The sequence below is a fragment of the Myroides indicus genome, assembly GCF_004364575.1.
Classification (GTDB): Bacteria; Bacteroidota; Bacteroidia; order Flavobacteriales; family Flavobacteriaceae; genus Flavobacterium; species Flavobacterium indicum_A.
The window spans coordinates 1-24,192 of the sequence record NZ_SOAG01000031.1 but is presented as its reverse complement, the minus strand read 5'-3'; the positions used below and the strand labels follow the sequence as shown (position 1 = coordinate 24,192).

Here is a 24,192-nt window from a genome sequence, read left to right as displayed (position 1 = left end):
ACTCTGGCAAAAGAAGATATAAAAAGGTTGTTGCAATAAAAAAGGAGAAATTTTTAATTTCTCCTCTAGACTTGTATTCGTTATCTCTTGCTATGGAAAGCTGTTCTTATTTGTCAGGCTATTTTTGTAGCAAATTCCTCTATTGGTAAGCGAACTTTTTTAAGATTTGCATTCCAGTCGTTTTCGGTATCGCTGTACCCCAATGCTAACAACACTACTGCCTTCAGTCCTTTTTCTTTAAGATGTAGAACTTCTCCAAACTTTTGTTTATCAAAGCCTTCCATCGGTGTACTGTCTATCTGTAGTTCGGCCGCAGCAATTAAAGCTGTGCCAAGCCCTATATAGGCTTGTTTTGCTGCCCAAACAGCGTTTTCTTCTGGCGTATTTTTGCTAAAATATTGCACTAGCGTATTTCTAAATTCGGTAAGTTTTTCAACAGGTTGGTTTCTTTCCTTTGCAATCAAGCTCATATATTCATCAATATGTTTTTCCGTTACCTTATCAAAAGATGCAAAGACCAAAAGATGAGATGCTTCTTCTATTTGAGAGTTAAAACTATTTTCTCCCAAAACTTTTTGAAGCTCTTTATTTTTAACTACAAATAGTCTAAATGGTTGCAAGCCTGTGGATGTTGCAGAAAGATTTATCGCTTCTACGATTTTATCAATTTTGTTCTGCTCCACATTTTTGTTGCTGAATTTTTTTGTGGCGTAACGCCACTGTAAATTTTCTAATAATGTCATATTTTTTTAGTTTTTCGTTTCAATTATTTTATTCTCTTTGATAACAAAAGCTTTTAATTCAGCTATTTTTCCTTCACGAAATTTAAGGACATCACAGGCTAAATAATCTGTCATTTCTCCGTTGTCGTCCTTCAAACTGATTTTTCCCATTTGCGTAACAAATTCGCCTTCTTCAATCATCAGTTCGATACTGATTTTTGGAGGTTCTGCATATACTACTGCCATATATTGCCGAACGGCTTCCTTTCCTTTTAAGGTTATGTCCCCAACAAATATCCATTCGGTGTCTTCGGTGCAGTAAGACAGAAAGCCTTCATTGTTGCCTGCTTTAATAGCTGCATTTGCCTTTTCTAAAATAGCTTTGTTATTTTTCATTTTCTTTGTTGCTCTTTGTACTATATTTTTAATTCAATTAATGTGACAAAATTAATAAGGAATTGTTTATTTTTGATACTTAGTAACAAAAAGTAATAGTAACTTTTGAGAAACCAAGTAACTTATGGCAGACAATAAATTTCAAGTTGAGTGTAAGAAAGAGTTAATGGCTGTTCACGATGCCATGGATGTCCTTAGCGGTAAATGGAAGATTTCCATTGTTGCCACTTTATGCTATCACAATAAAAGGCGTTTTTCCGATATTTTGAATGATGTAACAGGAATCTCAAACAAAATGTTAAGCAAGGAATTAAAGGATTTGGAAATGAATAAATTGGTGAAACGCACCGTATTAAATACACAGCCCATAATGGTTCAGTACGAACTTACAGAATACGGTATGACGTTGAAAACTGTCATCAGTTATTTATCAGATTGGGGAATTGCACACCGAAAAAAAATTATCGAAAAGTAAAGATTGTTCTAGATCGGTACGTACCCCGGTTTGTGGTAAAAAAAGCAATGCTTTAATCCTTGTTCTGTCGCTAGGTACTTTTCCAGCCTGGCTACTTTTACCCCGGTTGCCGGATAAAATGGTTCCTGTTTTTTTGTTCAGCTTTCGGTAAATGACTTGTCTATGTATGCTTGTTTATTCATCGGTTACATCTTCTTACATTCGGGAGTATTGAACTGAATGGTAATTTATTAAAGTGTTTTGTTTTGATTGTATTTATTGTTGTAAGGTGTTAAAAAGTATAATTATTAACTGCTTATCGCCTGATTTTATTATCTGCGTTGTTCATAGTTTATATACATTATATAACAAAACAGTAACAGTTACTTTATATGCAATTAATGTCTTTATTAAGTTATTTTCCGAATTTTTAAACAATTTTTGTATCTTATTATAAATCTTTAACTTTGAAACTAATAATTTTATATCATTAGGTCGGGTTATGGATATTAGGCACATCTTGGCTGTAGATATCTAAAAAATGCGCCACTTTGTTGTTACATCATGGAGCAGGTGTTGTTTGAAGAATTAATAGAAATCGTGAATTTATTTTGGCGTCGTTATGCCGAACTGCCCTTTACATCAAGATATTCGGGATATTCGCGTGCAGCTTATTTCAAACAGTCCAATGCCATGCTTTCTACCTTACTCCAATTTTGTATTGCTTCTAATTTTGTTCGATTGCACAAACACTCTATTCAAAGTTTGCTCAAACACCGCTTTTCTGTGGAATACCATTTGTTTTTCAAAACATGGAAATGGATTGAAGCCGACAAATTGAGCGAAAAGTACAAACAAAATATTTTAGACCACTTGTCTTACTATATACGGAAAGTTTCTAAAAAGAAGATTAACCCACAAATCATAGGGATTAATATAATTTCGTCACCTGAAGCCACACATTATATTTGCGGAATCATGCGCCGTTTTCAAACCAAAGAAAAGCTGATTTTCTTTTTGTATGCCATCGAAAACAAATACACTTCCGATATTCAACCTAACTTTCACTTTACCGACAAAAAAAAGCTTAAGCAGGCTTATAAACAGTATTTTGAAAATCCAACTCAAAATTTAAGTGAATATATCCGGCAGCAAGGATTCAGATATAAGGGATTCCAAAAAAGCTTTCAGGAGTGTTTTGGAGTAACTTTTTATCAATATTTTTTGCAACACAGATTACTGCGCAGTTTGGAGCTTTTGATGTTTACCGATAAAAGCCACAAAGTAATAGCTCATGAGTGCGGTTTTAGTGACTATAGTCATTACATTAAAACCTTTAAAAGATTATCTGGTCTAAACCTAAAAGATATTCCCCGGTTTGTACTTTCTCCTCTTTAAAAAAACACCCATTTACTTGTTTGGCACTAATGTACATGCTTTTGGTACTAATGTACATGTTTTTGGTACTAATGTACATGTTTTTGACGCTAATGTACATGTATTTATTGCGTTTTATATCAGAACTTTGATACTTAAAAAATCAACTGAATGATGCTTTACAAACCTATAACACCCCCTTGCTATGAAACTAACCGTTATTTTTATCCGCTATTTTCTTATCGTATTGTGGGTATATGCCTCCGTCAGCAAACTCATTACATTTGACGAATTTCAGGTGCAGTTGGCACAGTCTCCATTACTTAGTGCCTATGCCGTTCCTGTTTCCTATCTTGTTATTATAACAGAGTTATTGATTGCGGTTTTACTGTGCGTCAGGCGCAGTCTGCTTATAGGATTATACCTCAGCTTTGGATTGATGACTGCCTTTGCAGTTTACATTTACCTTATTCTCAATTACAGCGATTTTGTACCGTGTTCCTGTGGCGGTATTTTGGAAAAAATGGGTTGGACGCAGCACCTTTGGTTTAATATTGTTGTGTGTCTGTTGATTTTACTGTCAATTATATTTTCCGACACTTTTAAAAAACGAATGCTGATTGCAAGTTCGGTATTATTGGTGTTGAGTGCGGGAACAGTAGTTGTGTTGTTTTTATCCTCGGAATATATTATTAAAAAAGAAAACCCTTTTATACGAAGGTTTTTGCCTCACGGCGTTTTGGAAGATAAAGTTTTAGATTTAGGTGTAAACTCATTTTACTTTGCAGGCGCTTATCAAAATACTGTTTATTTCGGAAACCACACCGCGCCTTTGCGTTTGGCAATAGTTGACTCAGCCATGGAGCAAAGACAAGATTATACTTTATCTATAGATAAGACAGACCTCCCTTTCCGATCGGTTCGGTTAAAAGTTTTACACCCGTATTTTTATCTGGCTGACGGTTATGTTCCCGTCATTTTTAGAGGAAAACTAAACCAATGGGAAGCAAAAACTTTAAGTTTGGGACAAGCCTATTTTTCAGACTTTCAACCGTTGGACAGTATCAAAATCACTTTTAGAGGACAAAGTGCGGTTACTAAAGAAAATGTTTTGGGATTGCTCAATATTTCGGCAGAAGGAGGAGTGAGCTTGTATCCGGAATTGTTGGAAAAACAGATTGACGGCGTGTTTGACACTGACGGTATATTAAATTACAGTCCACAACAACAAAAGGCAGTTTACACTTACTTTTATCGCAATCAGTATATAGTGGTGGATGCTAACCTCTACTTACTTCATCAGGGAAATACGATAGATACCACGAGTATTGCCCGAATCTCAGTTACAAAACTAAAAAACGGCGGGCACAAAATGAGTGCACCGCCTCAAACTATTAATAAAAATGTCGTTGTACATCGCAACCTCCTGTTTAATATCTCTAATTCCATTGGAAAATCAGAATCCAAAAGCATGTGGAAACAGGCAGTAATTGTAGATGTGTATGACTTTGTGAAACAAGCTTATATCGGCAGCTTTTACGTGTACCACCGCGGGGAACACAAACTCTCGGATATGCTTGTTACAGACCATTATCTGTATGGTTTGTTTGACACTGAACTTGTCCGTTATCGATTAGCCGGCGCAATAAGGGATAAGTATGACTATCAGGAGAAAGCCGAAAACCTGTAACAGAGTAGGCGTATTACCACTTTAAATTAATTGAAAAATGAAAAAGTTTTTAAAAAATGCAGGATTGCAAATCGGTGTATTTGCACTTGCTATCGGAGCAGCATTTGCTACAAATGCAATGAAAAATGCAGAAATGCAAGTAACGGATAGAATAGGATATTATAGACTTGTAGAAGGAAATACATCCCCTTGTAATGTTACAAATGTTATGTGTACAACTATTACAAATCCTGTATTATGTACATGGTTTGATGTATCATCAGGTAAAGAACATAACTTGTATGAATTAGAAGGGACTTCCTGTCCTAATAAGCTTTATAAAAAGAATTAGAAATTAAAATGTTGAGGCTGATTTACAAATCGGCCTCAGTTTTTACAATAATTATTTATATTACTCACTATGAAAAATGAGCCTTAATACGTCTGAGAAGTAAAAGCATTTTCAGATTTTGTTATCCATAAAGCACTGTTATCACCTTTTAGATAATAGTCAAACCAATTTTTTATTCGCAGGAATAAATCTTTGGCTTTTTTGGGGTCTGTGATTGCATGACCTTCTCCTTTATAAAATAGTGCTATATGTTTTTTATCATATCTCTTTAATGCTGTGAAAAAGTGCCGGGTTTGTTCCCAATGAACATTATAATCTTCTAATCCTGTCCATGACAACAAAGGTGTTTGAACCTGATGAGCATATAAAATCGGCGAGTTGTTTAGATATTTATCAGGATCTTCCGAAAAAGATTTTCGCATATCAAGTTGACCATTTTCATATTGCCAATATAAAGGCTTGCTATAGTTATATGAATATGAAAAATAATCCCATATAAGACTACTTACAGCGACACCTGATACAGCTGCTTTAAAGAGGTTAGTTTGTGTGACAATAAAATTGGTTTCATATCCTCCGAAAGAATTTCCTATAATTCCCAATTTATCTTTATTGATTGCTTCTTCTTTTTCGAGAACACTGCTTATTGCAGAGTTTATACAATCTAAAGCTGATATTCCCGGTCCTTCATCTGATATATACGTATCCGGAAAGAAAACAAAGTAATCATTCTCAATATATAATGGAAAATTGAAACTCGATTTTATATTCGGCATTTCGAAAAAATTGGATTTATCAGATTGTATTTGATAGATGTGTGTTATCATTGGATATTTTTTGCCTTCTATATAATTCTTTGGATAGTAAAGAACACCTTTTAAAGGACGGTTGAATTTGTTTTTATAATTGATTATTTTTTGTTTTCGCCAATTATATAGATTTGTGGGTATATTACTTTCTTGTAAAATTCTTGTTGTTCCTTGATTGAATATTTTTAGTGTTGGAGGGAGATTATAATTTTCTTCGGTATAGGATACGGATGTATAATCTGTATTCCACAAAACATTATCAATACGATTAGAACTTGGTTCAACTAAAACTTTAAGCTTACCGGAATGTAGTATGTAAAGCCCATTGTAGTTGTTTTCTTTGTTTATAGTTTTAATTAGTAATGAGTCTTTATTTGATATATATTTTAAACTTGTCAGGTTGGTGTATTCCTTATGGATATTGAGAATTTGAATATCAATATCATCAGAAAAGTTTGTTAGCCTGCTTACCTTACCATTAATGAGTGAAATTTTGTAAATATTTGATTTTGCAGTGATATATGCATTCTCTTGGTTATTATTGTCCCATACAAGAGTTTGTTGATCTTCCAAATTATTAATTGCAATTGTTTTTAAACTTTTTGTATTTAAAAAATTCCATCTATTATTTATCTTATAACTTATATACGTTCCTTCAGGGGAATAAGAAAGATTGTTGCTGCTATTAGATAGTCTTTCAATCACAAATTTTTTGGATTGGTCTTGTATGTTAAATAGCTCAATACTTATATCAGGAGTAAAATGCGTATAATCTTTATATTTAATCTGATCCACTGCCATTAAAGTATTTGAATTAGCTATATTATAGAAGAAACCACTATGGCTTTTATTTAGATAGTTCAGGTTCTTGTTCTTTATATCATATACACACCACTCTGCATCTTCAGGATTTATAATAGTATTATTCCTTTTAAATTCCAGATTATTATCTTTTGTATTCCATATTTCTACATAATCTATAAAAGACTCTGTTTTAGGGCGTTTTTTGACATAACTGATAAAAATCTTGTTGTCAGGCATAAAAATAATATCCCTATATTCTGCGTTTGTATGTCTAAGTGTTATTTCTTGTAGTTTATTTTTATTTAGGTCTAATAAAAAAAGTTTGCTATCAACAGTTTTAATATAAGTGTAGTTTCCGTCATTGCTCCACTTTATATTCTCAATCATAGAGGGTAGCTTTTCCACTTCAATAGTTGTCAGGTCGGTTATATTTAATTGAAAAACAGAATAACTGTCTTTCAATGTTACAAACATTAATTTTTTGCTGTCTTGAGAAATACTGTGATATACTACATTATCTATTTTTAATAGTTGGTTTAATTTTCCTTTATTAACTTCTACAAGTGCTAATGTACCAGAGGTATCTCTCAAACAAATGATGTTGTTTAGTATTTTAAATTCGGAAACATGTGGTATAATTACTTGTTTTTCTGTTTGTAAATCAAGTAGAATGAATTGACTTTTTAGCTTTGCTACAATGCTATTTTCGGTTAGGAATTCAATATTAGTGAGGTTATCCAAAACGATATTTTTATTTGTAACAGTATTAGTGATATTGATTTTGTTATTAGCATTTTCACTGACTCTTAAAGTGACCACCCAAGTTCCCTTTTCCGACATCAGATAACTATATAATTTATTCCAATGAGGGCTTATAACGATACTGTCATTTATTGTATTGGAATAACTATAACAAAATATAAAAAAGCAGGATAATATTAAACATATTTTAGTAACCTTCATTTTGTGGCAATAGATTAGGGTTCAGTATAATTTCTTTTTCCGGTATGGGGAGCAAAGCGTGTTTGTCTTCCCAGTTAGGTTTAACCATTTTTAGTATGTGCAATTTGTTGTTGCGTTTCAAGTCAAAAAAGCGATGCCCTCCTTCAGTAAAAAACTCTTTTCTACTTTCGCTGAGTATTTCGTCAATCAATTCGTTTTGATAAAGCGTATCGGGCAGTTCAGGTAAACCAGCTCTTTGTCTTATTGCATTTAAATATTTGATGGCTTCTGCTGTTTGATTTTGATAGGCAAGTGCTTCAATCAATACAAAATAGGCTTCTTCAATTCTAAACACAATGGAGTATTCATCTTCATTGCTATTGTTATTTTTGTATTTATAGGCGTAATGCCACGATTGTTCATTTTGTGATATTTCATTTGTCCAATAAAGCAATCTTTTATCTTCCTCATCAAAAGAATTTATCAGTTCAGAACTTAAAGCAAACCGCGTAGGTGGTGTTGAATCAAAAATATAATTTCCTGCTTCCAGAGTTGCGACTCCGTTTGCCTCATTTCCCAATTGCCAGATTGTACTTTGTGCCGTCTTTTTAAAAACCTTATTTATATCTTCTTCCAATACATAATCGTACTTTTTTAACACATTTTGGGCAAAAATGGCTGCCTGTGCATATTGCTTTTGCAATAGATAATTTTTGGCAAGTAGTAGTTCTGCAGCTGCTTTATTTGGATAGATACGTTCCGGATTTCGGTATTCTGCAGGAAGTGTTTCCAAAGCGGTTTTTAAATCCTGTTCAACGTAATTAAGGACATCCTCTGTTTTAGTTTTGGAGATTGTTGTATTAAATCTGTAATCGGTGGTTGTGGTGTATGGCATATCGCCAAATAACTGCGTGAGATAGTGATAGTATAAAGCTCGTAAAAAATAAGCCTCGCCTAAAAAAACACTTTTATCTTCTTCTGTAATGTAAGTTGAGGATGACAGTCCTTCTATAAAAGCATTTAAAGCGTAAATATGCTCGTAATTATTTTTCCACAATATGTTTAAGGTGTAATTATTTGGAATAATGGTATTATTAAAAAATTCATTAATACCTGTATTTGCTCCTGCACCCGAAAAATCGTCCAAATTATCGCAATAAGTATCCAATACAGACCCTATACCTGAATATCCTCCATTAAAAAGGGAATTCTCCCTGACATTGATATATAGAGAAGCCAAAGCAGCTTGTGTAGTGTGGATGTCTTTAAAAACATCCTCTGTATTGATTTGGTTGTCGGGCAAATCGACTTCTATCAGATTTTCACAAGATTGTAAAAATGAAAACAGCAAACTGACAATAAAAAATTTGCTTATCTGTTTAATGAATTTTATTTTCATGACTATAAAAATTAAAAGGTTAATTGAAAACCAAAAGCATACGTTTTTAAAGGAGGCAGATAGTTTGAACCTGACTCAGGATCAAGACCAAAATAATTGGTTATTGTCCAAAGGTTTTGTCCCTGAAAATATAGTTTAAGGGATTCTATCTTTACTTTCGGAATTTTAAGCGTATAGGAAAGAGAAATATTTTTTAATCGGATATAGGAAGCATCACTTATTGCCTTATCGCTTTCCTGTAGTAAAAAGGAATTGTTCAGAGCTTCGCTGTTTACTCCGGTGCTATAAAATGAGTATGAAGCATTTTTATTTTCGAGATTAAAGTGGTCAAGTACTTCTATGGGTTGATTTCTCAGAATTCCGGGTAGAATTATTGCCTGATTATAATTGTATCCTTGCTGTTTGACAAACTGAAATAAAAAGTCCAGACTGATGTTTTTATAGCTTACGGTATTTTGCACTCCGCCGTAATATTGCACTCCGATTTCTTTTATCATTTGTTTGTCCTCTGTTGGGGTAAGTTTACCGTCATTGTCGTAATCGGTAAACTGGTATAATCCGGTTTCAGGATTAACTCCTTCATAATGATATACTTTTCGGATACTGGTTGGCTCTCCTACTACAAACTGATCGGCATAGGTGGAACCTTCTAAATCAGGAAAGGAAACCAATTTGTTTTTAGGAAAGGATATATTAAAATTGGTTGTCCAGTACCAGTCGGTATTTTGAAGATTAACGGTATTCAGTGTAAATTCCCATCCGGAGTTTTCTACAGTTGCATCTAAATTAGCTTGTATAGAGCTGAATCCTGTTGTTCCGGGCAGAGGAATACCAACCAGTTGGTTGGACGAACGATTTTTATACCAAGCAATGCTTGTATGAATACGGTCGTTAAATAATCCCAATTCAAGAGCAGTTTCTAATTTGGTGGTTTTTTCCCAACTAAAATCAGGGTTGTAAAGTCGGGAAGGATTCAAACCTACTGTTCCGCCGTATTTGGTAGTTGAGAGTGTGTAAGTGTCTAAATATTGATAATCGCCAATATTATCACTTCCGGCAGTTCCGTAGCTTGCACGTATTTTTCCAAAGTTTAGCCAATTGTTATTCTTTAAAAAGTTTTCTTCAGTAAATACCCACGCAGTACCAACAGCGCCAAAATTGCCAAAGCGGTTGTTATCACCAAACCGACTTGATCCGTCTCGTCGTGCAGTTAGGTTAAAAATATATTTATCTCTGTAACTAAAATTAAATCTACTAAAAACAGCGGCATAATTATACTTTGAATTAGTTATGGAAGAAATTATTTTATTGTTAGCTGCTCCAATATTGGTTAATAGGGCGTCCGATATAAATCCGGTTCCATAAATTGAAAAAGAATCCCTTGTATTGGATAAATACGCTCCTCCTAATAAAATATCTAATTTATAGTGATTATTAAAATCTTTAAACCAGTTGATTTGTGGTTCTACAATAAGTGAATTTGTATTAAAACTTGCTTTTTGAGCATTTGAATGTTCACTGGTTAAATTATACGCCGGATTATATGTTGTGTAAGGCGTAAGGGTATTTTCTTGAAAATTATTATTGGTTACACCTAAATTAAGTTTAACAAAAGTATTAGGGAGTACATTATACCTAATATTTGCATTTAAAAGCAGGTTTTTGTTGTCATAATTATAGGTTGCTCCCATTGGGGCTAACGGATTATCAAAAGTACCCTCCTGCCAGTTTAGTGTGCCGTCCTCGTTGTACAAAGCAGGGGCATTGGGTGCTAAAGTAAGGGAAGTTTTGGTTAAATCAGTTTGGATAAGATTGTTAGACTGTACAGAATAACTTGTAGAAGTATTGATTTGTAATTTACTGTCTTTGCTTACGTGATTGAGATTAAACAAAAAGCTGTTGCGTTTATAACCGTTATATGTGGGAAATACGGTGGTTTCTTCATTATGTCCGGCACTAAGGGTAAACCGGGTGTATTCGTTTCCGCCGTTAATGCCCAATTGAATGTTTTTGCTTATTGCCGTTCCGCCAATCAGTTCTTTTTGCCAATCGGTATAGCGGTTTCTTTCCCAAGTACCATTCATATCATAAGCATTGGCGGGATATTCAGTAATGTCGTCGTTGGCAAATGCTTCTTCCCGCATTTGGTTAAACTGTTCGGTATTCATCAACTTCATTTTGGACGCTGTTTTGCTAAATGCCGTGGAGGACGAAACTGTAAACGTGGTTTTGCCTGCTTTCCCTTTTTTGGTGGTTATCAGCACCACGCCGTTTGCCCCGCGCGAACCGTAAATTGCCGTAGCATCCGCATCCTTTAATATTTCAATGCTTTCAATATTATTGGGGTCAATAGAATTTAGAGGGTTACTGTCAGCCATGGGTAAAATAGCTGCAGAAAAACCGGAGTCCGTTATTTTGCCTGACCATATTGGGATTCCGTCTATAATATATAAAGGTAGGTTTCCATCAATTATACTGCTTCCTTTGATGCGTAAACTATTCCGTCCTCTGATTTGTATATCAAACCCTCCTCCGGGTACACCGGAATACTGTGTGATACTTACACCCGCCATGCGTCCCTGTATGGCTTGTAAGGGATTAACCACCGGCTGAAACTCAATGTCCTTTGCCGTAACCCGGGCAATGCTTCCCGTGCGTTCCCGGTCTTTTACGTTGTAATATCCTGCGTTTATAACAACTTCGTTAAGCAGGGTTGTGTCTTCCTGTAGTGTGATGTTTATAGTTTGGCGGTTGTTTACGGGGATTTCAGCAGTTTTGTAACCGATATAGGAAAAAACAAGAGTGTCGTTTCCTTTGGCGATGAGGTTGTACACTCCGTTTACGTCCGTTAAAGTACCTTGGGTTGTACCTTTAATAGTTACGCTTACTCCGGGCAGTATGTCGGAATTGTCCGATACAACTCCTTTGAGCTGTATTTGCTGTTGTGCAAATAGGGTATGGGTGTGCAAACTGCACAGTAGGATAAGCAGCAACAGGTAAAACCTGTGTTTGCTTTTGGGTTGTGTAATGGTTTTCATAATTTTGTAATGAAATGGTTAGTTAAACATTTGTTTTTCTATTCAGCCCCTTAAAAAGTTGCCGCTTTTTAGGGGGTATTTTTTTTGTCGTTTTTACTTCAAATTGTTGTTTAATGCCTTTCTCATGGCATCATGATTTCTGCGAGTGTCAAATGCTTGCGGATTCCGTTAAAAAAGAAAAGGTTGTTTGACGCGTAGTGAAACGGAGCTAGTGTTTTTTCTTTTAGGAATCAAAAGCAGATTTGACCGTAGAAATAATGCAGCCTTGATCTTTTGCTTCGTTTTGTATCAAGACAAAATGAAGGGACTTATAATTTTTCTTTATTATCTTTTTGATGACCCCAAAAAGAAACAAAAAGGGTTTGGCTGAATGTAATTTAGCGGTCATCTATCGCTTGTGCCTATTCGAAACCAGACTAGCTACGCTTCGGACATGGTTTCTCATAACGCCCCTGCGCTAAGACGACACTCGCTAATTACATAATGCCGTTGGGTGCGGATGTTTATTTTAGGTTTATATAACATATTATTGTTTTTACTTAATATTGTTCTTTAATGCCTTTCCCAACGACCTCATTTCTCTGTCGAGTGTCTTCTTGGTGCAGTTTTGCATTAAACTATATGGGCGAAGCCACCGTCATATAGTTTGCAAAACAAACCTTAGAAAGACCGATAGGAGAAATGCAGTCTTGATCTTTTGTTTCTTTTATATCAAGATAAAAGAAAAGAAACTTGATACTTGTTTTACTTCACATCGTCTCTATTTTTAGAGGAGTTCAGTGATTATTTGATTTTAAGCGTTTTTATTTTTATTAAAATCAAATAGTTGTATCAAGGAAAAGAAAGTATAGAATGAAATATTCCTTTTCTTATTCTTTTGTAAGGGGTACAAAAGAATCAAAACCCCCTCTCGCTACACCTGCCTTCGCGGTCTTTTTACGCCTTCTTCAGGCACGAATACAAACTGCCTGCGGCTTGTATTCTCAGCACTTCATTTCGGCTTAAAGACGTTCGCTTGTCAGCTGATGCGGTTTGGTGCGGATGTTTACTTTGGGTTTGTAAATCATAATTTCTCGTTTTTACTTTAAATTGTTCTTTAGTACTTTTTCCTCAAAGCCCTTGTGCAGGCAGGACACCTGCACAGGGCGGGGTGTTTACTAACCAAGCAATGCATTATGAAAAACAACACCCTGAGGAGGAAAATTATACAATGGTCTGTACACAGATTTTTAAAAATGAATAGTACTTTTCTGTTTAGGATTAGGACATACCTATCCCATTGGTTTACAAGTGCCCTGCGTGGCAGGACACTTTGCAAACCCGTGTCATTAACAGCTTTTTTTAACAAAAACAGGGAGTAAAACGCTTGTTATTTGGTTTCTATTAAGAAATAAGGTACTTTTAGAGTGCGAGAATAAAAGTCTTTCCAAAGGCGGTTTACACTGCTTAGGTAAAGGGCTGTAAGGTTAGATAATTGCTGAGGCTGTGCCACGGCTGTTTATCTGCTATAGCTGTGCCTCATAACAGGCGCAGTTTACGTTTTGTACGGTATGCGGATTAGCACGGTGCGGAAAGCATCCGGGGGCTTTTTGCGAGGCGGTACTAAAAATTTCGTTCTCATAATATAAGGTTTTGAGGTTATGGAACGATGTACACGAAAAAGTGAAGAGATAATATCATGGTATAAACCAGATAGGACGTCCTCAACTTTTGTTCGTGGTTCCGCCAGAAACCAGCTCTGACATGGTCAGAGTTGCCTCAAAAGTTAACGAGGAACGCCCTACTGGAATATTTTGCAAAGTTACAAAATTCCAGCAATAGGCGAGCTCTCGGTCAACTCGTGGCAATCTGGCGGATTTCGAACGAGTGACATCGTTTAAAAGTAATTAATAATATACTTTTTATTGTCGCTATTGTTTTCAAAAACAAATATATAAATAAAAATAGATAAAACAAAATAAATTAATCTATTTTGATATGAGTAAAGAATATTATCAAAAAGAATATGGTAAAAGAGTTGCTGAATTCTTAAGTTTTTATGGGCTAACAGAGGGAGATTTAGCAAAATTAATAGATTCTAATTCTTCTAATATTAAGAATATTATTAGGGGGAAAGTAGGTTTAAATATTAATAAGATGATAAGTATAGCGTCTGTATTTAACCTCACTTATTATGATTTTGCTAACCCTAACTATAAATTACCTTTAAAGAGTAAGCTTCCTAAATCAACTATTAAAATTATTAATGAGAGAGCAGAAAAAGGAATTGTAATTCGTGACACATCAAATATTCTTGCCAACGAACTTGAACGTTTGATAAAAGAAGGTGTGTTAAACAAACCAGTAACTTCTAAAATACTTCTGTCATTAATGAATTCAAAAGCAAGAAAAAAGAACTCAACAGAAGTGACAAATCTTTTAAGAAAAGAGCCAAGAAACTCTCTGATAGTTCAACTTAAGTATAGATATGGGAATGAAAGTATTTTTGTACATAAGGATTATGCTAAAAAATATTTAGGCATGAGCAAAGAAGAATTGAGAGAGTTAATAGATGGTATGAGAAAATAATTGATATATAAAGCTTCTTAAGGTTTTAAAAATACTTTATTAACGATGGAGAATTAACTCCATTTGATATCTTAGAAATAGCTATAGCTTCTCCGGATCTACAGAATATAGCAGAAAATAATATAGAGATTATAGTTGATAGTTTTTTAGAGGAAGGACTTTTAAAAGATATGACTTCATTGCTATGTCTGAGCTAGTTAAATTTGCTGATCAAATAGAAATAAACGGAGATTAAAACGATTCATTATGGAATTTACTACAATAGAAATGGAGCTCCTATTTAAAGGTATAGAAAAAAGAATGTCAACTATTGATGATTTTGGAAACAGACTCAAAGAAGAAACTAAACATTATAAGGATCTTTTAGAACTAAGCAAAAGATTAAAAAATCAAGAAAAATTGTCTACTACTCTTAGAAGCATCATAAAAGGAATAACTAAGAGTGAATTAATGAAAACCGTAGAAGATTTTCAAAAAAACATCTACAATAGTGATGATTTAGAGTTATTGTGTATTGCGAAATTAGAGAAGAAACAGTTAGAGGAACTTTATACTGTAGAGCTATTATACAATAAAGTTCATCCAAAAAAAGAACATAAATCACTTACAAAAAATTATTTGTACCCTTATTATTCATTGAATGAAAAGCCTTATTCAAAAATGTATTATTCTATTTCGGGAGAAAAAGTTTATAAAGTAGGTATTCCTATTAATCAACAATATTTGTTAAAGATTAATTTAGATAGCAATGAAAAATGCACTTTTGAAATAGATAAAATAAGTGAAGGCAAAAGAATTTATATGTATATTGGAACAAACGAAGAAGTATTAAAACTGCTTGAAAGATATGAACAAAAATATCTTTTGAGTAATAGAATGTTGTTTATAAAGGCAGTTTTAAAACAAACTATAAATAATTAAAAAAATAAAAATAATTTTCAATGAATTACAAAATTTTTAGTTTGATAATTGGGTTTACAATTTGGCTCTTGGCAACCATTGCTTTTAGGGTTTATGGTCAATACTTTTTTTTGACGAACAATCATACTGTAATGATTGGAATTTACTTGGCTGTACTTCCATTTTTAGGACTTTTGGCTGCTTGGGTTTTTAATAAATACAAATTGGGTAAATTACAAGCAATTCAATCATCTGTAATAATGGTTCTTCCAGGCATGATTCTCGACACATTCTGTATTGAGTTTTTCCCCTTAGTATTTCCAAATTTACCAGAAACTGATGCTGCTACTTTTGGCTCTTGGTTAATGTGGGCTTACGCAACGGTTTTAGTTTTTGGACTGATTAGAAAAGACAAAAAAGTTAGACAAGAAACTTAATTATATCGAAATAACAACGAACCGCTAACAAGGGTAGCCGTTGCGCAACTCCTTTTTTGACCTAAAAACTAAAAAATAAAAGGATACTTAAAAAATACTGAGGGTAGAGTTGTAGCTAAATAGAGGTAAAGGACGGAAGAATTTGTATTTGAAGAAATAAATGTTTTAGCAATAATATACTTTAAAGTAGGAAACATAAAACCTTCCAATTGGGAGGTTTTTGTTTTAAGTAATTTTAAATTTTAATAAAAAATTGTATATTTAGGAAAATTTTACGGAATATAGGTGTATGTGTTTTTAAAAACTACACCGTATATTGTTTCGTGAAAAACAATGTTATGCCTAATGCTAAAACAAACAAAACTTTAAAAACTAAAACTTATGAGTGGATCAGGTGGAGGTGGCTATGTACCACCACAAAGTGTAAAATTTGACTGTAAATCAGGAATTATAAATACTGCAGTCTCTTCGATTGACTTAGATGTACTAAAAAATCACAGAGTTGGAGATATTTTAGAGATTGAACTCTCTCAATTTGAAACAGTAACTTTAAGCAATCGCAATGGTGAAACATTGGGTTCTATCGCTCATCGTAGTACTGCAGAACTTATAGAATGTATTAAGAATGGAAACAAATATCAAGCAACAATTACTTCTATAAGCATGCCTGCGTGTAATGTTAAAATTGAAAGGGGTTAATTATGATTGATATAATAGGAGGTACTTATCAAGAAATTGACTACGATGAAGTATCTGTTGAATTATTCGGTTCAGGATTTCGTGGAGCAAAATTTTTATTAGAAAATAAATGTAATGTACATTTCCATACCCTAGGGAATGAAGAAACAATGATTTTCTTGAAAGAGAATCAAAAAGTTTATAAGAATTTCAATTTTGAATTAACTCCTTATAAGGACTTGATAACTTTTAAGTACAGTTTCCCATTAGATGATCCTAGTATATTTCCTAGCATATTAAATATCACAAAAGTAAATTCACTAAGTGTTGAAAGTGAAAATATAATTGCTTTTGGGATGTTAGAAGCAGATTATTTAATTAGTGGAGATAAAGTTGTATATGATCCACAAACATCAATAAAACCAAATAAATTCAATGATATTGGTCATGCAAAAGAATTAGTATACATTGTAAACAAGAATGAAGCTCATGAGTTAGCTGAATCTAATAATATAGATGTATTAAAAGAATATTTCTTTCAAAAAGAAAAAGCAACTGCTTTTCTTATCAAAGATGGTCCATTTGGTGCAACATTATATATTGGAGATAAAGTAATTAAAATACCATCATATATAACTAATAACGTGTTTAAAATTGGTTCTGGAGATATATTTACAACTAGTTTTGGATACTATTGGATGCATAAAAAATTAAGTATCGAAGAATCGGCACTATATGCTTCAAAATCCACCGCAATATTTTGTAACATAAAAGCATATATTGACGCAACCAATTTCCCGAATTTTGGATTTAAAGAATTCACTTATAAATCAATGGAAAATAAGCAAGTTTATCTTGCTTCTCCATTTTTTGCAATTTCAGAATTAATTTTAGTTGATAAAATACGAAATGCTTTTCTTTCTTTTGGTATAAAAGTTTTTTCTCCATTCCACGACGTTGGAATAGGGAACAGTGAATTTATCGCAAAAAAGGATATAGAAGGTATTAATAATTCTGATATTGTCTTTTGTCTTTTTGATAACTATGATTCAGGAACTTTGATTGAATCGGGTTATTCGTTAGCAAAAGGAAAAAAAATTATTGGATATCATCGTACTTGTGAGGAAAAAAAATTATTGATGTTAAAAGGTTCGGATATTCAATATTATAATCACTTAACAACAGCTATTTATAAAACGATATGGAATCTTTAAAGAGGGCAATTTTACTTTCAGGTGGTATTGATTCTATTTCACTTGCCTACAATTTAAAACCTGAAATAGCATATACAATTAATTATGGTCAAACAGTCGCCGAAAGAGAAATTTATGTTTCTGAATATATTTGTAAGGTGTTGAATATTAAGCATAAAGTTATTAGTGTTGATTGCTCGAGTTTAGGATCGGGTACTTTAGCAAATAAGAAAAATTTAAAAAGTTCTCCATCGGAGGAATGGTGGCCTTTCAGAAATCAATTACTTATAACACTTTCGGCAATGCAAGCAATTAATGATGGTGTTTCTGAAATATATTTAGCATCTGTAAAATCCGATAAGTTTCATACAGATGGTACAAAAAAATTCTATGATTTAATAAATGAAACTGTTGTTTTTCAAGAAGGAAATATTAAAATCTTATGCCCTACTTTAGAATTATATAGTCACGAACTAGTACAGAATTTCAATGTACCACTTGAATTAATTAGCATTGCACATTCTTGTCATATATCTAATTTGGCTTGCGGAAAATGTTCAGGCTGTACTAAGCAATTAAGAGTAAAGTATGAAATTGGATTAGAATAAAAAACCGTCACTAATAACTAGGCTTTCTTCTTACCTAGAGGGCTAGAGATGAAAGCCCGTTAAGGGGAACTCTCGGCTGTTGTACGACTCGAGCAAAGCAAATAGGCGAAGGCATCCTTTTGTGTACCTTTGTATAATACACTCTTGGCTATGTTGGGAGTTTTTATGAGTATAAAAAAAGGATAGCGAGCTATCCTTTTTTCGTTTAACCATTTAAAATTTCTATTAATGAAAACTATCTTATTCAAAGATAAGAAAAAGTTTTGAGGTTTTAGATTATGCAGAAAGAGGATTAGACTTAGTAAAACTAATCCAAGTTTGATTGTGAAATTTATGCATGTCAGCCATAATATTTACGTAGTCTCTTATAGGTTGGTTCGGTGAGTTTTTTAACAAGAGGAAGGCTTGGTTATTATGATTTGATTTACTCGCTTTTTTTATTTCTGTGGTTTGGTCAGTAATACTCTTTGTCTGTAATTCAATAGAGAAAGGATCTAAATCCATTTTTAGATTCATCTCCATTTCTAAAAAGTATTTTGTAAAAAATTGTTGTTCAATATCGTATTGGATTTGTCCATTTCCTTTTCCGTTCACCTTTATTTCATAATTTTCAATTTCTGTTTTTAACGTATAAATTTGGTCAAGATTAAAATATCCTATTCCGTCACTTATATTTGTTAAAGTATATGTTGAATTAATATCCAGTTCAATTACTATATTTCCGATGGGCATAGATATCGGATTATTTTGTTTAAAACTTTCTCCGACTTTAATTTTTCTATTTGGATATTCAACTTGGTTTAACATCGATTCCATCGTCATCCTTAACGTCATCTTTTCCTCATTTGTCATTGTCGTTGAAAAAATAGAATCAATTCTAATTTTTTGGTCGATATATTTACCAAAAAACTTAGTTCCACTTAGCAAAGTCGGATTAGTTGATTCTAATAATTCAATATTAACTGGAAACGCGTTTCCTTCAATTCTTCCAGTTTTAGAAATACTTTTAAGTATTGTGGTATCTTTTTTGACAGTAGGATTTTCAACTCCTCTATCTTTTAAAGATTGCAATACTTCGTCAGAAGCGATGTATTTTATTGTATTTTCTGAAATCTGCTTTTGTGATAGTGTGTAGTCGAGGTTTGGTAAATAGCCAACTTTAAAATCAATTTTCTCTTGACTATTACAAGAAATTGTAATAGTTGCTAAAATAAATAGTAATATTTTTTTCATAGTTTCTTTTAGGCTTGCAGGTAACATTGTTTTCTACTAAATAAAATACAGTCTCAGTTTCGTGAAAAAGCATTATCACCGTATTTTATTAATATGGTTTTGCTAATATAATTGTTTTTTGTTAAATTGTGTTGTTGTTTGTTAAAAATAAATATTATCTTGCAGAGAGATATAATACTTTATTAAAAACACACTTTGCTACTGATGAAAAAGATTTACTTTTTTAATTTAATGCTCTTATTGCTAGTTTCTTTTACTTCTTTTTCTCAGAACAGAAGTGCATATATTGAACCTAGAGAGGAAAGAAATATAACACAAATAAGTTTTACAGAGGAGTCTATAATATTAAATAATGAGACAGCTTATAAATATGAAAGACAAGGAGATAGCTTTATAATAAAAACTATGGAAGACATTGACCTGATTAAAGGGAAAATAACTAATGTAGGATATAATGAATTTGAATCATTAATAATCTTTTTGAAATTAAATAAGAAGTTTACAAATTCTAAAATAACAGGAAGGAATGACTTGATATTTGCTTTAGCTGATTTTAATGTATTTAAAAGAGATCTAACTATGGATGAGGATAAATTAACAGAATTTATTGCCTTATATAATGAATTGTAATTATCGTAAATAGATATTAAAAAAGCAATGTACACACTATCAGAAAATTATAAAAGATTTATCGAAGAGAATAAATCAAAAAATAAAATTATAAACCAGATAGAATTAACTTTATTGAATGAAGATGGGAACAAGGATGATATTGATAAGATAATAATTCATAATAACCAGATAGAATCTGTTAGGAATGAGGCTTTAGATTATTTAATATCGTATGCCTATTTTGTGTTAAGTGATGATTTTATTTCGGAGGAAGAACTGTATGATTTTACGGCTTTAAAACGAATTTTTAGAATCAAGGAAGGGGATTTTATAAAACTAAAACACTTTGAAGTTTTAGAAGTTCTGAAACAACAGTTTATAAGAATGTATTCGGATAATTTTATTGATACTAAAGAGGCTATTACCAAGGTTAACTTACAAATTATGTTTGATTTAAGTTATGATGAGTTTGAAAGTCTTAAAGAAGACGAAGTTATTACTTCATTAATAAACGGGGCTAATCCTAAGGATTTAGATATATCAACTCTGCCCAAAGGATTTAGAATTTAATTTTATATTTGTAAATAATCTTTACTAAAATTGATACAAACACAACTGTATGAATCAATCAACACCAACTCAGGAAGCGCTGTTACAAGAAATTGTAGTTTACTTTAAAACCTATATTTTTGAAAATCATATAGATCTCTGTGTTAAAAAACACAGTAAACTAAAAAGTTATAATATAAACCCGATTGTGGTTAAGTATTTATCTAAACTTATTGAAAATGATTATACGCCGATGGGCGTGGCAAAAGCTTTATTTTACCCCAGAGTTTTAGGAACGTCTATTAACACGTCCTTTGGTACCAGAATACAAAATATGTTTGTAGATTTAAAGATTGCTGAGGGCTCTTTGATTAAAGGGATGGATATAGAGTTTGTTGACAAAATAGATAACAGACGAAAATGGTGTCAATTAAAATCGGGACCCAATACTATCAATTCGGAAGATATAAAACCTTTGATAAGAAAATTTACCAATACTATAAACCTGGCGCGAACCAATAAAGCTTTTCAAAATATCAATAATACTGATTTTATAGTGGGTGTACTTTATGGAGAACCAGAAGAACTAAGTATGCATTATAAGCTGATTGATCAAACCCATCCGGTTATTATTGGTAAAGAGTTTTGGCACAGAGTTACGGGATTTCCTCATTTTTACGAAGGATTAGTAACAGAATTACACGCTTTAATCAACAATATTAATACCCGGGATATGCTAAACAAAGGAGTAGAAGAATTGGCTAAAGAAATAGAAACTTCACCCTTATTTAATTTTAATTAAAAAGAGGGCGCTTAGTTTACATCCTCTTTGGTCTTGTAATAGTGGTTAAGAAATTGTATGATGGAATAACCTAATTCTTTGGCTAGATTAACAGGAACCGCATTACCTATCTGTTTGTACTGCTGAGCCAATGATCCGGCAAACTCCCAATCGTCCGGAAAAGTTTGAATGCGAGCATATTCCCTTACTGTAAATGGGCGGGTTTCGTCCGGATGACAGCGTTCGGTTTGCTTTTGTGCCGGACTGCAGGTAAGAGTCAAACAAGGTTCGTCCCAGCCAATGCGCCTTGCCATACCGGTTTTGCCTCCTCCCAGATAAAAGCTTGCCCCCATAAACTCTTTTTGAATGTCTATCGGTAAATCACGCCAATATCCTTTGGGCGGTACTAAATCCAAAACAGCCTTTTTCGTTTCAGGGTATTTGGCACCACCGGATTGGGGTACTTTACAATCGTATAATTCTCCTTTTTTTAAAGCATCCGAAAGGTTAAATATCTTGTGATGTGGTTTGGGATATTCATAGGGTATGTCAATATCTTTTCTTATTCCAACCAAAATCAAGCGTTCTCTTTTTTGAGGAACTTTATAATGGATGGCTTTAAGTACCTGAACGGGTACAACGTTATAGCCTATTTCGTCTAAAACAGAAATCATGCCCTGTAGTGTTTTTCCGCCGTCGTGACTCAATAAACCGCGCACATTTTCGCCAATACAAATGGGGGGATTAACTTCTTTTACAGCTCTGGCAAACTCGTAAAAAAGTGTTCCGCGCGCGTCTTCCAAGCCCAACCTCTTTCCTGCATAACTAAAAGCCTGACAAGGAAAACCTCCGGTTACAACATCAACCTGATTGGCATATTCATTAAAATTAAACTTTTTAATATCACCTTCCAAAACGTTCCAATGCGGTCTGTTTTTACGTAAAGTGGCACAGGCAAATTTATCCAACTCGTTTAAAGCAACGCATTTTAGTCCGGCTTTTTCCATGCCAACTGCTAAACCACCTGCTCCGGCAAATAACTCTAAAACTTTGTATTCATGGTTAGGCTTAACAAAGTTAGAAATGGTTTCCGGTACATCTATTTGGAGAAATTCAGCAAATAGATTCTCGACATCACTTTTTAGATAAACTCTGTAATTGCTTATAGGCTCGCGAATGGCAGTTAGTTTTCCTTCTTCATCCCAACGGCGCAAAGTTTTTGTGCTTTTTTTTAGTAATTTTGCCGTTTCAGATATCGTTAAATATTCGTTCATAACCAGGTTGTACAACATTAGACATTGGTTACAAATTTAAAGTAAAAAAATCTATATTTCCAAAATAAAACGGTAAAAAATAGTTTCTGATTGTTGTTTTACTTTTTCCAAAACTATCTTTTTATCCACTATTTCTGTAGAATGGTTTATATTTGATACGTCATGCGTAATATAAAAAAACAACTCTCTTAACTTTTCTGTAAAATGAACACCCCCAGAGAAAAAATCATCCAAAATTATATAGACGGTTATAACGCCTTTGACATTGAAAAGATGATTGGTAATTTGGATGATAAAATCGTTTTCCAAAATATACAAAACGGAAATGTCACAATGACCTTGCACGGCATAGAAGCTTTTAAAAATCAGGCAGAAACAGCAAAGCAGTACTTTATAAGCAGATCGCAAAAAATAACGTCCGTTAAACATATGGGCGACAAAACCGAAATAGAAATAGACTATTCGGCTATTGCAGCGATGGACTTTCCTAACGGATTACAAAAAGGGGAGGAGCTGGCATTAAAAGGCAAATCTGTTTTTACGTTTAAAAACAATAAAATTATAACTTTAACCGATATTTCCTGATATGGTAAAACCCTTCTTGCAATAACACGCTCGGTTATACTTTTCCTTTTCTTTAAGTTTTAAAATCAAGGGACACAGATTTCTTAAAGATAGGGGCTGGCTTGGTGGAGTGTTTCAGATAAGTTACTTTTTTTATTCATTTGTCCCCCGTGTTTGCCTTGTCGCCCATATTATTAAGATATCACAGGCTTTCAGGTTTTACAAAAACAAAATATTTTAGTTCATAGTTTATCAGTATTTTCTCCTCACTCTTGTTAGACCCTTCTTGTACCTCTCTTGCACCCTCCTTCGACCTTTCTTCGGGGATCCTTCGACAAAAGTGCCGTTTTTGCGAAGCGCAGTCGAAGGAGTGTCGAACAACACTCGAAGAACATCCAAAAAATGTTGATTTGGTATTTGTACAAAAGACTTGTTATATCAGGGCTAAACAGCACTTTTATACCCATTGGTATACCACTGATACAAAAGCATACCGGACTTACGCGATCATATGCGGTCAATAGCGGTCACATGCGGACATCACATCTTTCTTTTAACAGAAAAAATGCAGTATTTAAGTGGTTTATATGATAAAAGCTTAAAAATGGAGGTTATAACAGTCTTTGGTAAAGGGTACGGGAAGTAAGGGGGAGTTCAGTGATTATTTGATTTTAAGCGTTTTTACTTTTTATTAAAAATCAAATAGTTGTATCAAGACAAAATGAAGGGGAATTATGTTTATATTTTCTTTATTAACTTTTTTGAAACTGCAAAAAAGTAACAAAAAACAGTCTCGCTCCACCTGCCTTCGCGGTCTTTTTACGCCTTATTCA

Annotated in this window: 21 protein-coding genes; 14 read left to right on the top strand and 7 right to left on the bottom strand. The window is 33.2% G+C overall.

Going from position 1 to position 24,192, the window contains the following annotated elements:
- Positions 1-113 precede the first annotated feature (113 nt).
- On the bottom strand, positions 114-743 hold the full coding sequence (locus tag C8P70_RS11855) for a nitroreductase family protein (RefSeq protein ID WP_133713532.1): 630 nt from the start codon (positions 741-743) through the stop codon (positions 114-116).
- Between the two features lie 6 nt (positions 744-749).
- Entirely contained in the window at positions 750-1,118 is a 369-nt protein-coding gene (locus C8P70_RS11850; RefSeq protein WP_133713531.1) for a nuclear transport factor 2 family protein, read from the bottom strand.
- Positions 1,119-1,242: 124 nt separating this feature from the next.
- Between C8P70_RS11850 and C8P70_RS11845 the strand changes: the two genes are divergently transcribed.
- From C8P70_RS11845 to C8P70_RS11830, 4 genes are all read left to right on the top strand, one after another.
- The gene (locus tag C8P70_RS11845) at positions 1,243-1,593 is read left to right on the top strand and encodes a winged helix-turn-helix transcriptional regulator (protein WP_133713530.1); all 351 of its coding nucleotides are present in this window, start codon (positions 1,243-1,245) and stop codon (positions 1,591-1,593) included.
- Positions 1,594-2,136: 543 nt separating this feature from the next.
- A complete protein-coding gene (locus C8P70_RS11840; protein WP_133713529.1) occupies positions 2,137-2,970 on the top strand; it encodes a helix-turn-helix domain-containing protein in 834 nt (277 codons plus the stop codon).
- Positions 2,971-3,154: 184 nt separating this feature from the next.
- Positions 3,155-4,639, top strand: coding sequence for a MauE/DoxX family redox-associated membrane protein (locus C8P70_RS11835; RefSeq protein WP_133713528.1), 1,485 nt, complete (start codon positions 3,155-3,157; stop codon positions 4,637-4,639).
- A 37-nt stretch (positions 4,640-4,676) separates the two neighbouring features.
- Complete coding sequence (locus C8P70_RS11830; protein WP_133713527.1) at positions 4,677-4,970, top strand: DUF6520 family protein; 294 nt, start codon at positions 4,677-4,679, stop codon at positions 4,968-4,970.
- Between the two features lie 83 nt (positions 4,971-5,053).
- On the opposite strand, the gene C8P70_RS11825 is transcribed toward C8P70_RS11830, so the two are convergent.
- From C8P70_RS11825 to C8P70_RS11815, 3 genes are all read right to left on the bottom strand, one after another.
- On the bottom strand, positions 5,054-7,423 hold the full coding sequence (locus C8P70_RS11825) for an alpha/beta hydrolase family protein (protein ID WP_166666223.1): 2,370 nt from the start codon (positions 7,421-7,423) through the stop codon (positions 5,054-5,056).
- A 109-nt stretch (positions 7,424-7,532) separates the two neighbouring features.
- The gene (locus C8P70_RS11820) at positions 7,533-8,924 is read right to left on the bottom strand and encodes a RagB/SusD family nutrient uptake outer membrane protein (RefSeq protein WP_133713525.1); all 1,392 of its coding nucleotides are present in this window, start codon (positions 8,922-8,924) and stop codon (positions 7,533-7,535) included.
- Positions 8,925-8,935: 11 nt separating this feature from the next.
- Complete coding sequence (locus C8P70_RS11815; protein WP_133713524.1) at positions 8,936-11,962, bottom strand: SusC/RagA family TonB-linked outer membrane protein; 3,027 nt, start codon at positions 11,960-11,962, stop codon at positions 8,936-8,938.
- A 1,977-nt stretch (positions 11,963-13,939) separates the two neighbouring features.
- Here C8P70_RS11815 and C8P70_RS11810 point away from each other — a divergent pair.
- The 6 genes from C8P70_RS11810 to C8P70_RS11785 all read left to right on the top strand — a co-directional run bounded on the left by C8P70_RS11810 (position 13,940) and on the right by C8P70_RS11785 (position 18,346).
- Entirely contained in the window at positions 13,940-14,530 is a 591-nt protein-coding gene (locus tag C8P70_RS11810) for a helix-turn-helix domain-containing protein (protein WP_133713523.1), read from the top strand.
- A 246-nt stretch (positions 14,531-14,776) separates the two neighbouring features.
- On the top strand, positions 14,777-15,451 hold the full coding sequence (locus C8P70_RS11805) for a hypothetical protein (RefSeq protein ID WP_133713522.1): 675 nt from the start codon (positions 14,777-14,779) through the stop codon (positions 15,449-15,451).
- A 20-nt stretch (positions 15,452-15,471) separates the two neighbouring features.
- Positions 15,472-15,867: a DUF5367 family protein gene (locus C8P70_RS11800; RefSeq protein WP_133713521.1), complete on the top strand. Its 396-nt coding sequence runs from the start codon at positions 15,472-15,474 to the stop codon at positions 15,865-15,867.
- Positions 15,868-16,248: 381 nt separating this feature from the next.
- The gene (locus C8P70_RS11795) at positions 16,249-16,566 is read left to right on the top strand and encodes a hypothetical protein (protein ID WP_133713520.1); all 318 of its coding nucleotides are present in this window, start codon (positions 16,249-16,251) and stop codon (positions 16,564-16,566) included.
- A gap of 2 nt (positions 16,567-16,568) precedes the next feature.
- The gene (locus C8P70_RS11790; RefSeq protein ID WP_133713519.1) at positions 16,569-17,759 is read left to right on the top strand and encodes a PfkB family carbohydrate kinase; all 1,191 of its coding nucleotides are present in this window, start codon (positions 16,569-16,571) and stop codon (positions 17,757-17,759) included.
- Positions 17,747-18,346 (top strand): 7-cyano-7-deazaguanine synthase, encoded by a 600-nt coding sequence (locus C8P70_RS11785; protein WP_133713518.1) that lies wholly within the window; start codon positions 17,747-17,749, stop codon positions 18,344-18,346. Before C8P70_RS11790 ends, C8P70_RS11785 begins: the two co-directional genes overlap by 13 nt.
- A 276-nt stretch (positions 18,347-18,622) precedes the next feature.
- Here the strand turns inward: C8P70_RS11785 and C8P70_RS11780 are convergent, their stop codons facing one another.
- Positions 18,623-19,579 (bottom strand): hypothetical protein, encoded by a 957-nt coding sequence (locus C8P70_RS11780; RefSeq protein ID WP_208293404.1) that lies wholly within the window; start codon positions 19,577-19,579, stop codon positions 18,623-18,625.
- 204 nt (positions 19,580-19,783) lie between these two features.
- On the opposite strand from C8P70_RS11780, the gene C8P70_RS11775 reads away from it, so the two are divergent.
- From C8P70_RS11775 to C8P70_RS11765, 3 genes are read left to right on the top strand one after another with little or no spacing between them, the layout of a single operon-like run.
- The gene (locus C8P70_RS11775; protein WP_133713517.1) at positions 19,784-20,209 is read left to right on the top strand and encodes a hypothetical protein; all 426 of its coding nucleotides are present in this window, start codon (positions 19,784-19,786) and stop codon (positions 20,207-20,209) included.
- Positions 20,210-20,236: 27 nt separating this feature from the next.
- Positions 20,237-20,761, top strand: coding sequence for a hypothetical protein (locus C8P70_RS11770; RefSeq protein ID WP_133713516.1), 525 nt, complete (start codon positions 20,237-20,239; stop codon positions 20,759-20,761).
- Positions 20,762-20,810: 49 nt separating this feature from the next.
- Positions 20,811-21,542, top strand: coding sequence for a PmeII family type II restriction endonuclease (locus C8P70_RS11765; RefSeq protein WP_133713515.1), 732 nt, complete (start codon positions 20,811-20,813; stop codon positions 21,540-21,542).
- Positions 21,543-21,553: 11 nt separating this feature from the next.
- On the opposite strand, the gene dcm is transcribed toward C8P70_RS11765, so the two are convergent.
- Complete coding sequence (gene dcm, locus C8P70_RS11760; protein ID WP_133713514.1) at positions 21,554-22,795, bottom strand: DNA (cytosine-5-)-methyltransferase; 1,242 nt, start codon at positions 22,793-22,795, stop codon at positions 21,554-21,556.
- A 204-nt stretch (positions 22,796-22,999) separates the two neighbouring features.
- Here dcm and C8P70_RS11755 point away from each other — a divergent pair, with 204 nt between their 5' ends.
- Complete coding sequence (locus tag C8P70_RS11755; RefSeq protein ID WP_133713513.1) at positions 23,000-23,380, top strand: nuclear transport factor 2 family protein; 381 nt, start codon at positions 23,000-23,002, stop codon at positions 23,378-23,380.
- The last annotated feature ends 812 nt before the right edge of the window (positions 23,381-24,192 follow it).

Excerpts from the sequence above, each read along its gene's own strand:
- C8P70_RS11835 (WP_133713528.1), top strand. The coding sequence starts at position 3,155 with ATGAAACTAACCGTTATTTTTATCCGCTATTTTCTTATCGTATTGTGG.
- C8P70_RS11855 (WP_133713532.1), bottom strand. The coding sequence starts at position 743 with ATGACATTATTAGAAAATTTACAGTGGCGTTACGCCACAAAAAAATTC.
- C8P70_RS11805 (WP_133713522.1), top strand. The coding sequence starts at position 14,777 with ATGGAATTTACTACAATAGAAATGGAGCTCCTATTTAAAGGTATAGAA.
- C8P70_RS11845 (WP_133713530.1), top strand. The coding sequence starts at position 1,243 with ATGGCAGACAATAAATTTCAAGTTGAGTGTAAGAAAGAGTTAATGGCT.
- C8P70_RS11755 (WP_133713513.1), top strand. The coding sequence starts at position 23,000 with ATGAACACCCCCAGAGAAAAAATCATCCAAAATTATATAGACGGTTAT.
- C8P70_RS11815 (WP_133713524.1), bottom strand. The coding sequence starts at position 11,962 with ATGAAAACCATTACACAACCCAAAAGCAAACACAGGTTTTACCTGTTG.
- C8P70_RS11790 (WP_133713519.1), top strand. The coding sequence starts at position 16,569 with ATGATTGATATAATAGGAGGTACTTATCAAGAAATTGACTACGATGAA.
- C8P70_RS11770 (WP_133713516.1), top strand. The coding sequence starts at position 20,237 with ATGTACACACTATCAGAAAATTATAAAAGATTTATCGAAGAGAATAAA.
- C8P70_RS11850 (WP_133713531.1), bottom strand. The coding sequence starts at position 1,118 with ATGAAAAATAACAAAGCTATTTTAGAAAAGGCAAATGCAGCTATTAAA.
- C8P70_RS11800 (WP_133713521.1), top strand. The coding sequence starts at position 15,472 with ATGAATTACAAAATTTTTAGTTTGATAATTGGGTTTACAATTTGGCTC.
- C8P70_RS11810 (WP_133713523.1), top strand. The coding sequence starts at position 13,940 with ATGAGTAAAGAATATTATCAAAAAGAATATGGTAAAAGAGTTGCTGAA.
- C8P70_RS11840 (WP_133713529.1), top strand. The coding sequence starts at position 2,137 with ATGGAGCAGGTGTTGTTTGAAGAATTAATAGAAATCGTGAATTTATTT.
- C8P70_RS11780 (WP_208293404.1), bottom strand. The coding sequence starts at position 19,579 with ATGAAAAAAATATTACTATTTATTTTAGCAACTATTACAATTTCTTGT.
- C8P70_RS11825 (WP_166666223.1), bottom strand. The coding sequence starts at position 7,423 with ATGTCGGAAAAGGGAACTTGGGTGGTCACTTTAAGAGTCAGTGAAAAT.
- dcm (WP_133713514.1), bottom strand. The coding sequence starts at position 22,795 with ATGAACGAATATTTAACGATATCTGAAACGGCAAAATTACTAAAAAAA.
- C8P70_RS11830 (WP_133713527.1), top strand. The coding sequence starts at position 4,677 with ATGAAAAAGTTTTTAAAAAATGCAGGATTGCAAATCGGTGTATTTGCA.
- C8P70_RS11820 (WP_133713525.1), bottom strand. The coding sequence starts at position 8,924 with ATGAAAATAAAATTCATTAAACAGATAAGCAAATTTTTTATTGTCAGT.
- C8P70_RS11765 (WP_133713515.1), top strand. The coding sequence starts at position 20,811 with ATGAATCAATCAACACCAACTCAGGAAGCGCTGTTACAAGAAATTGTA.
- C8P70_RS11795 (WP_133713520.1), top strand. The coding sequence starts at position 16,249 with ATGAGTGGATCAGGTGGAGGTGGCTATGTACCACCACAAAGTGTAAAA.
- C8P70_RS11785 (WP_133713518.1), top strand. The coding sequence starts at position 17,747 with ATGGAATCTTTAAAGAGGGCAATTTTACTTTCAGGTGGTATTGATTCT.
- C8P70_RS11775 (WP_133713517.1), top strand. The coding sequence starts at position 19,784 with ATGAAAAAGATTTACTTTTTTAATTTAATGCTCTTATTGCTAGTTTCT.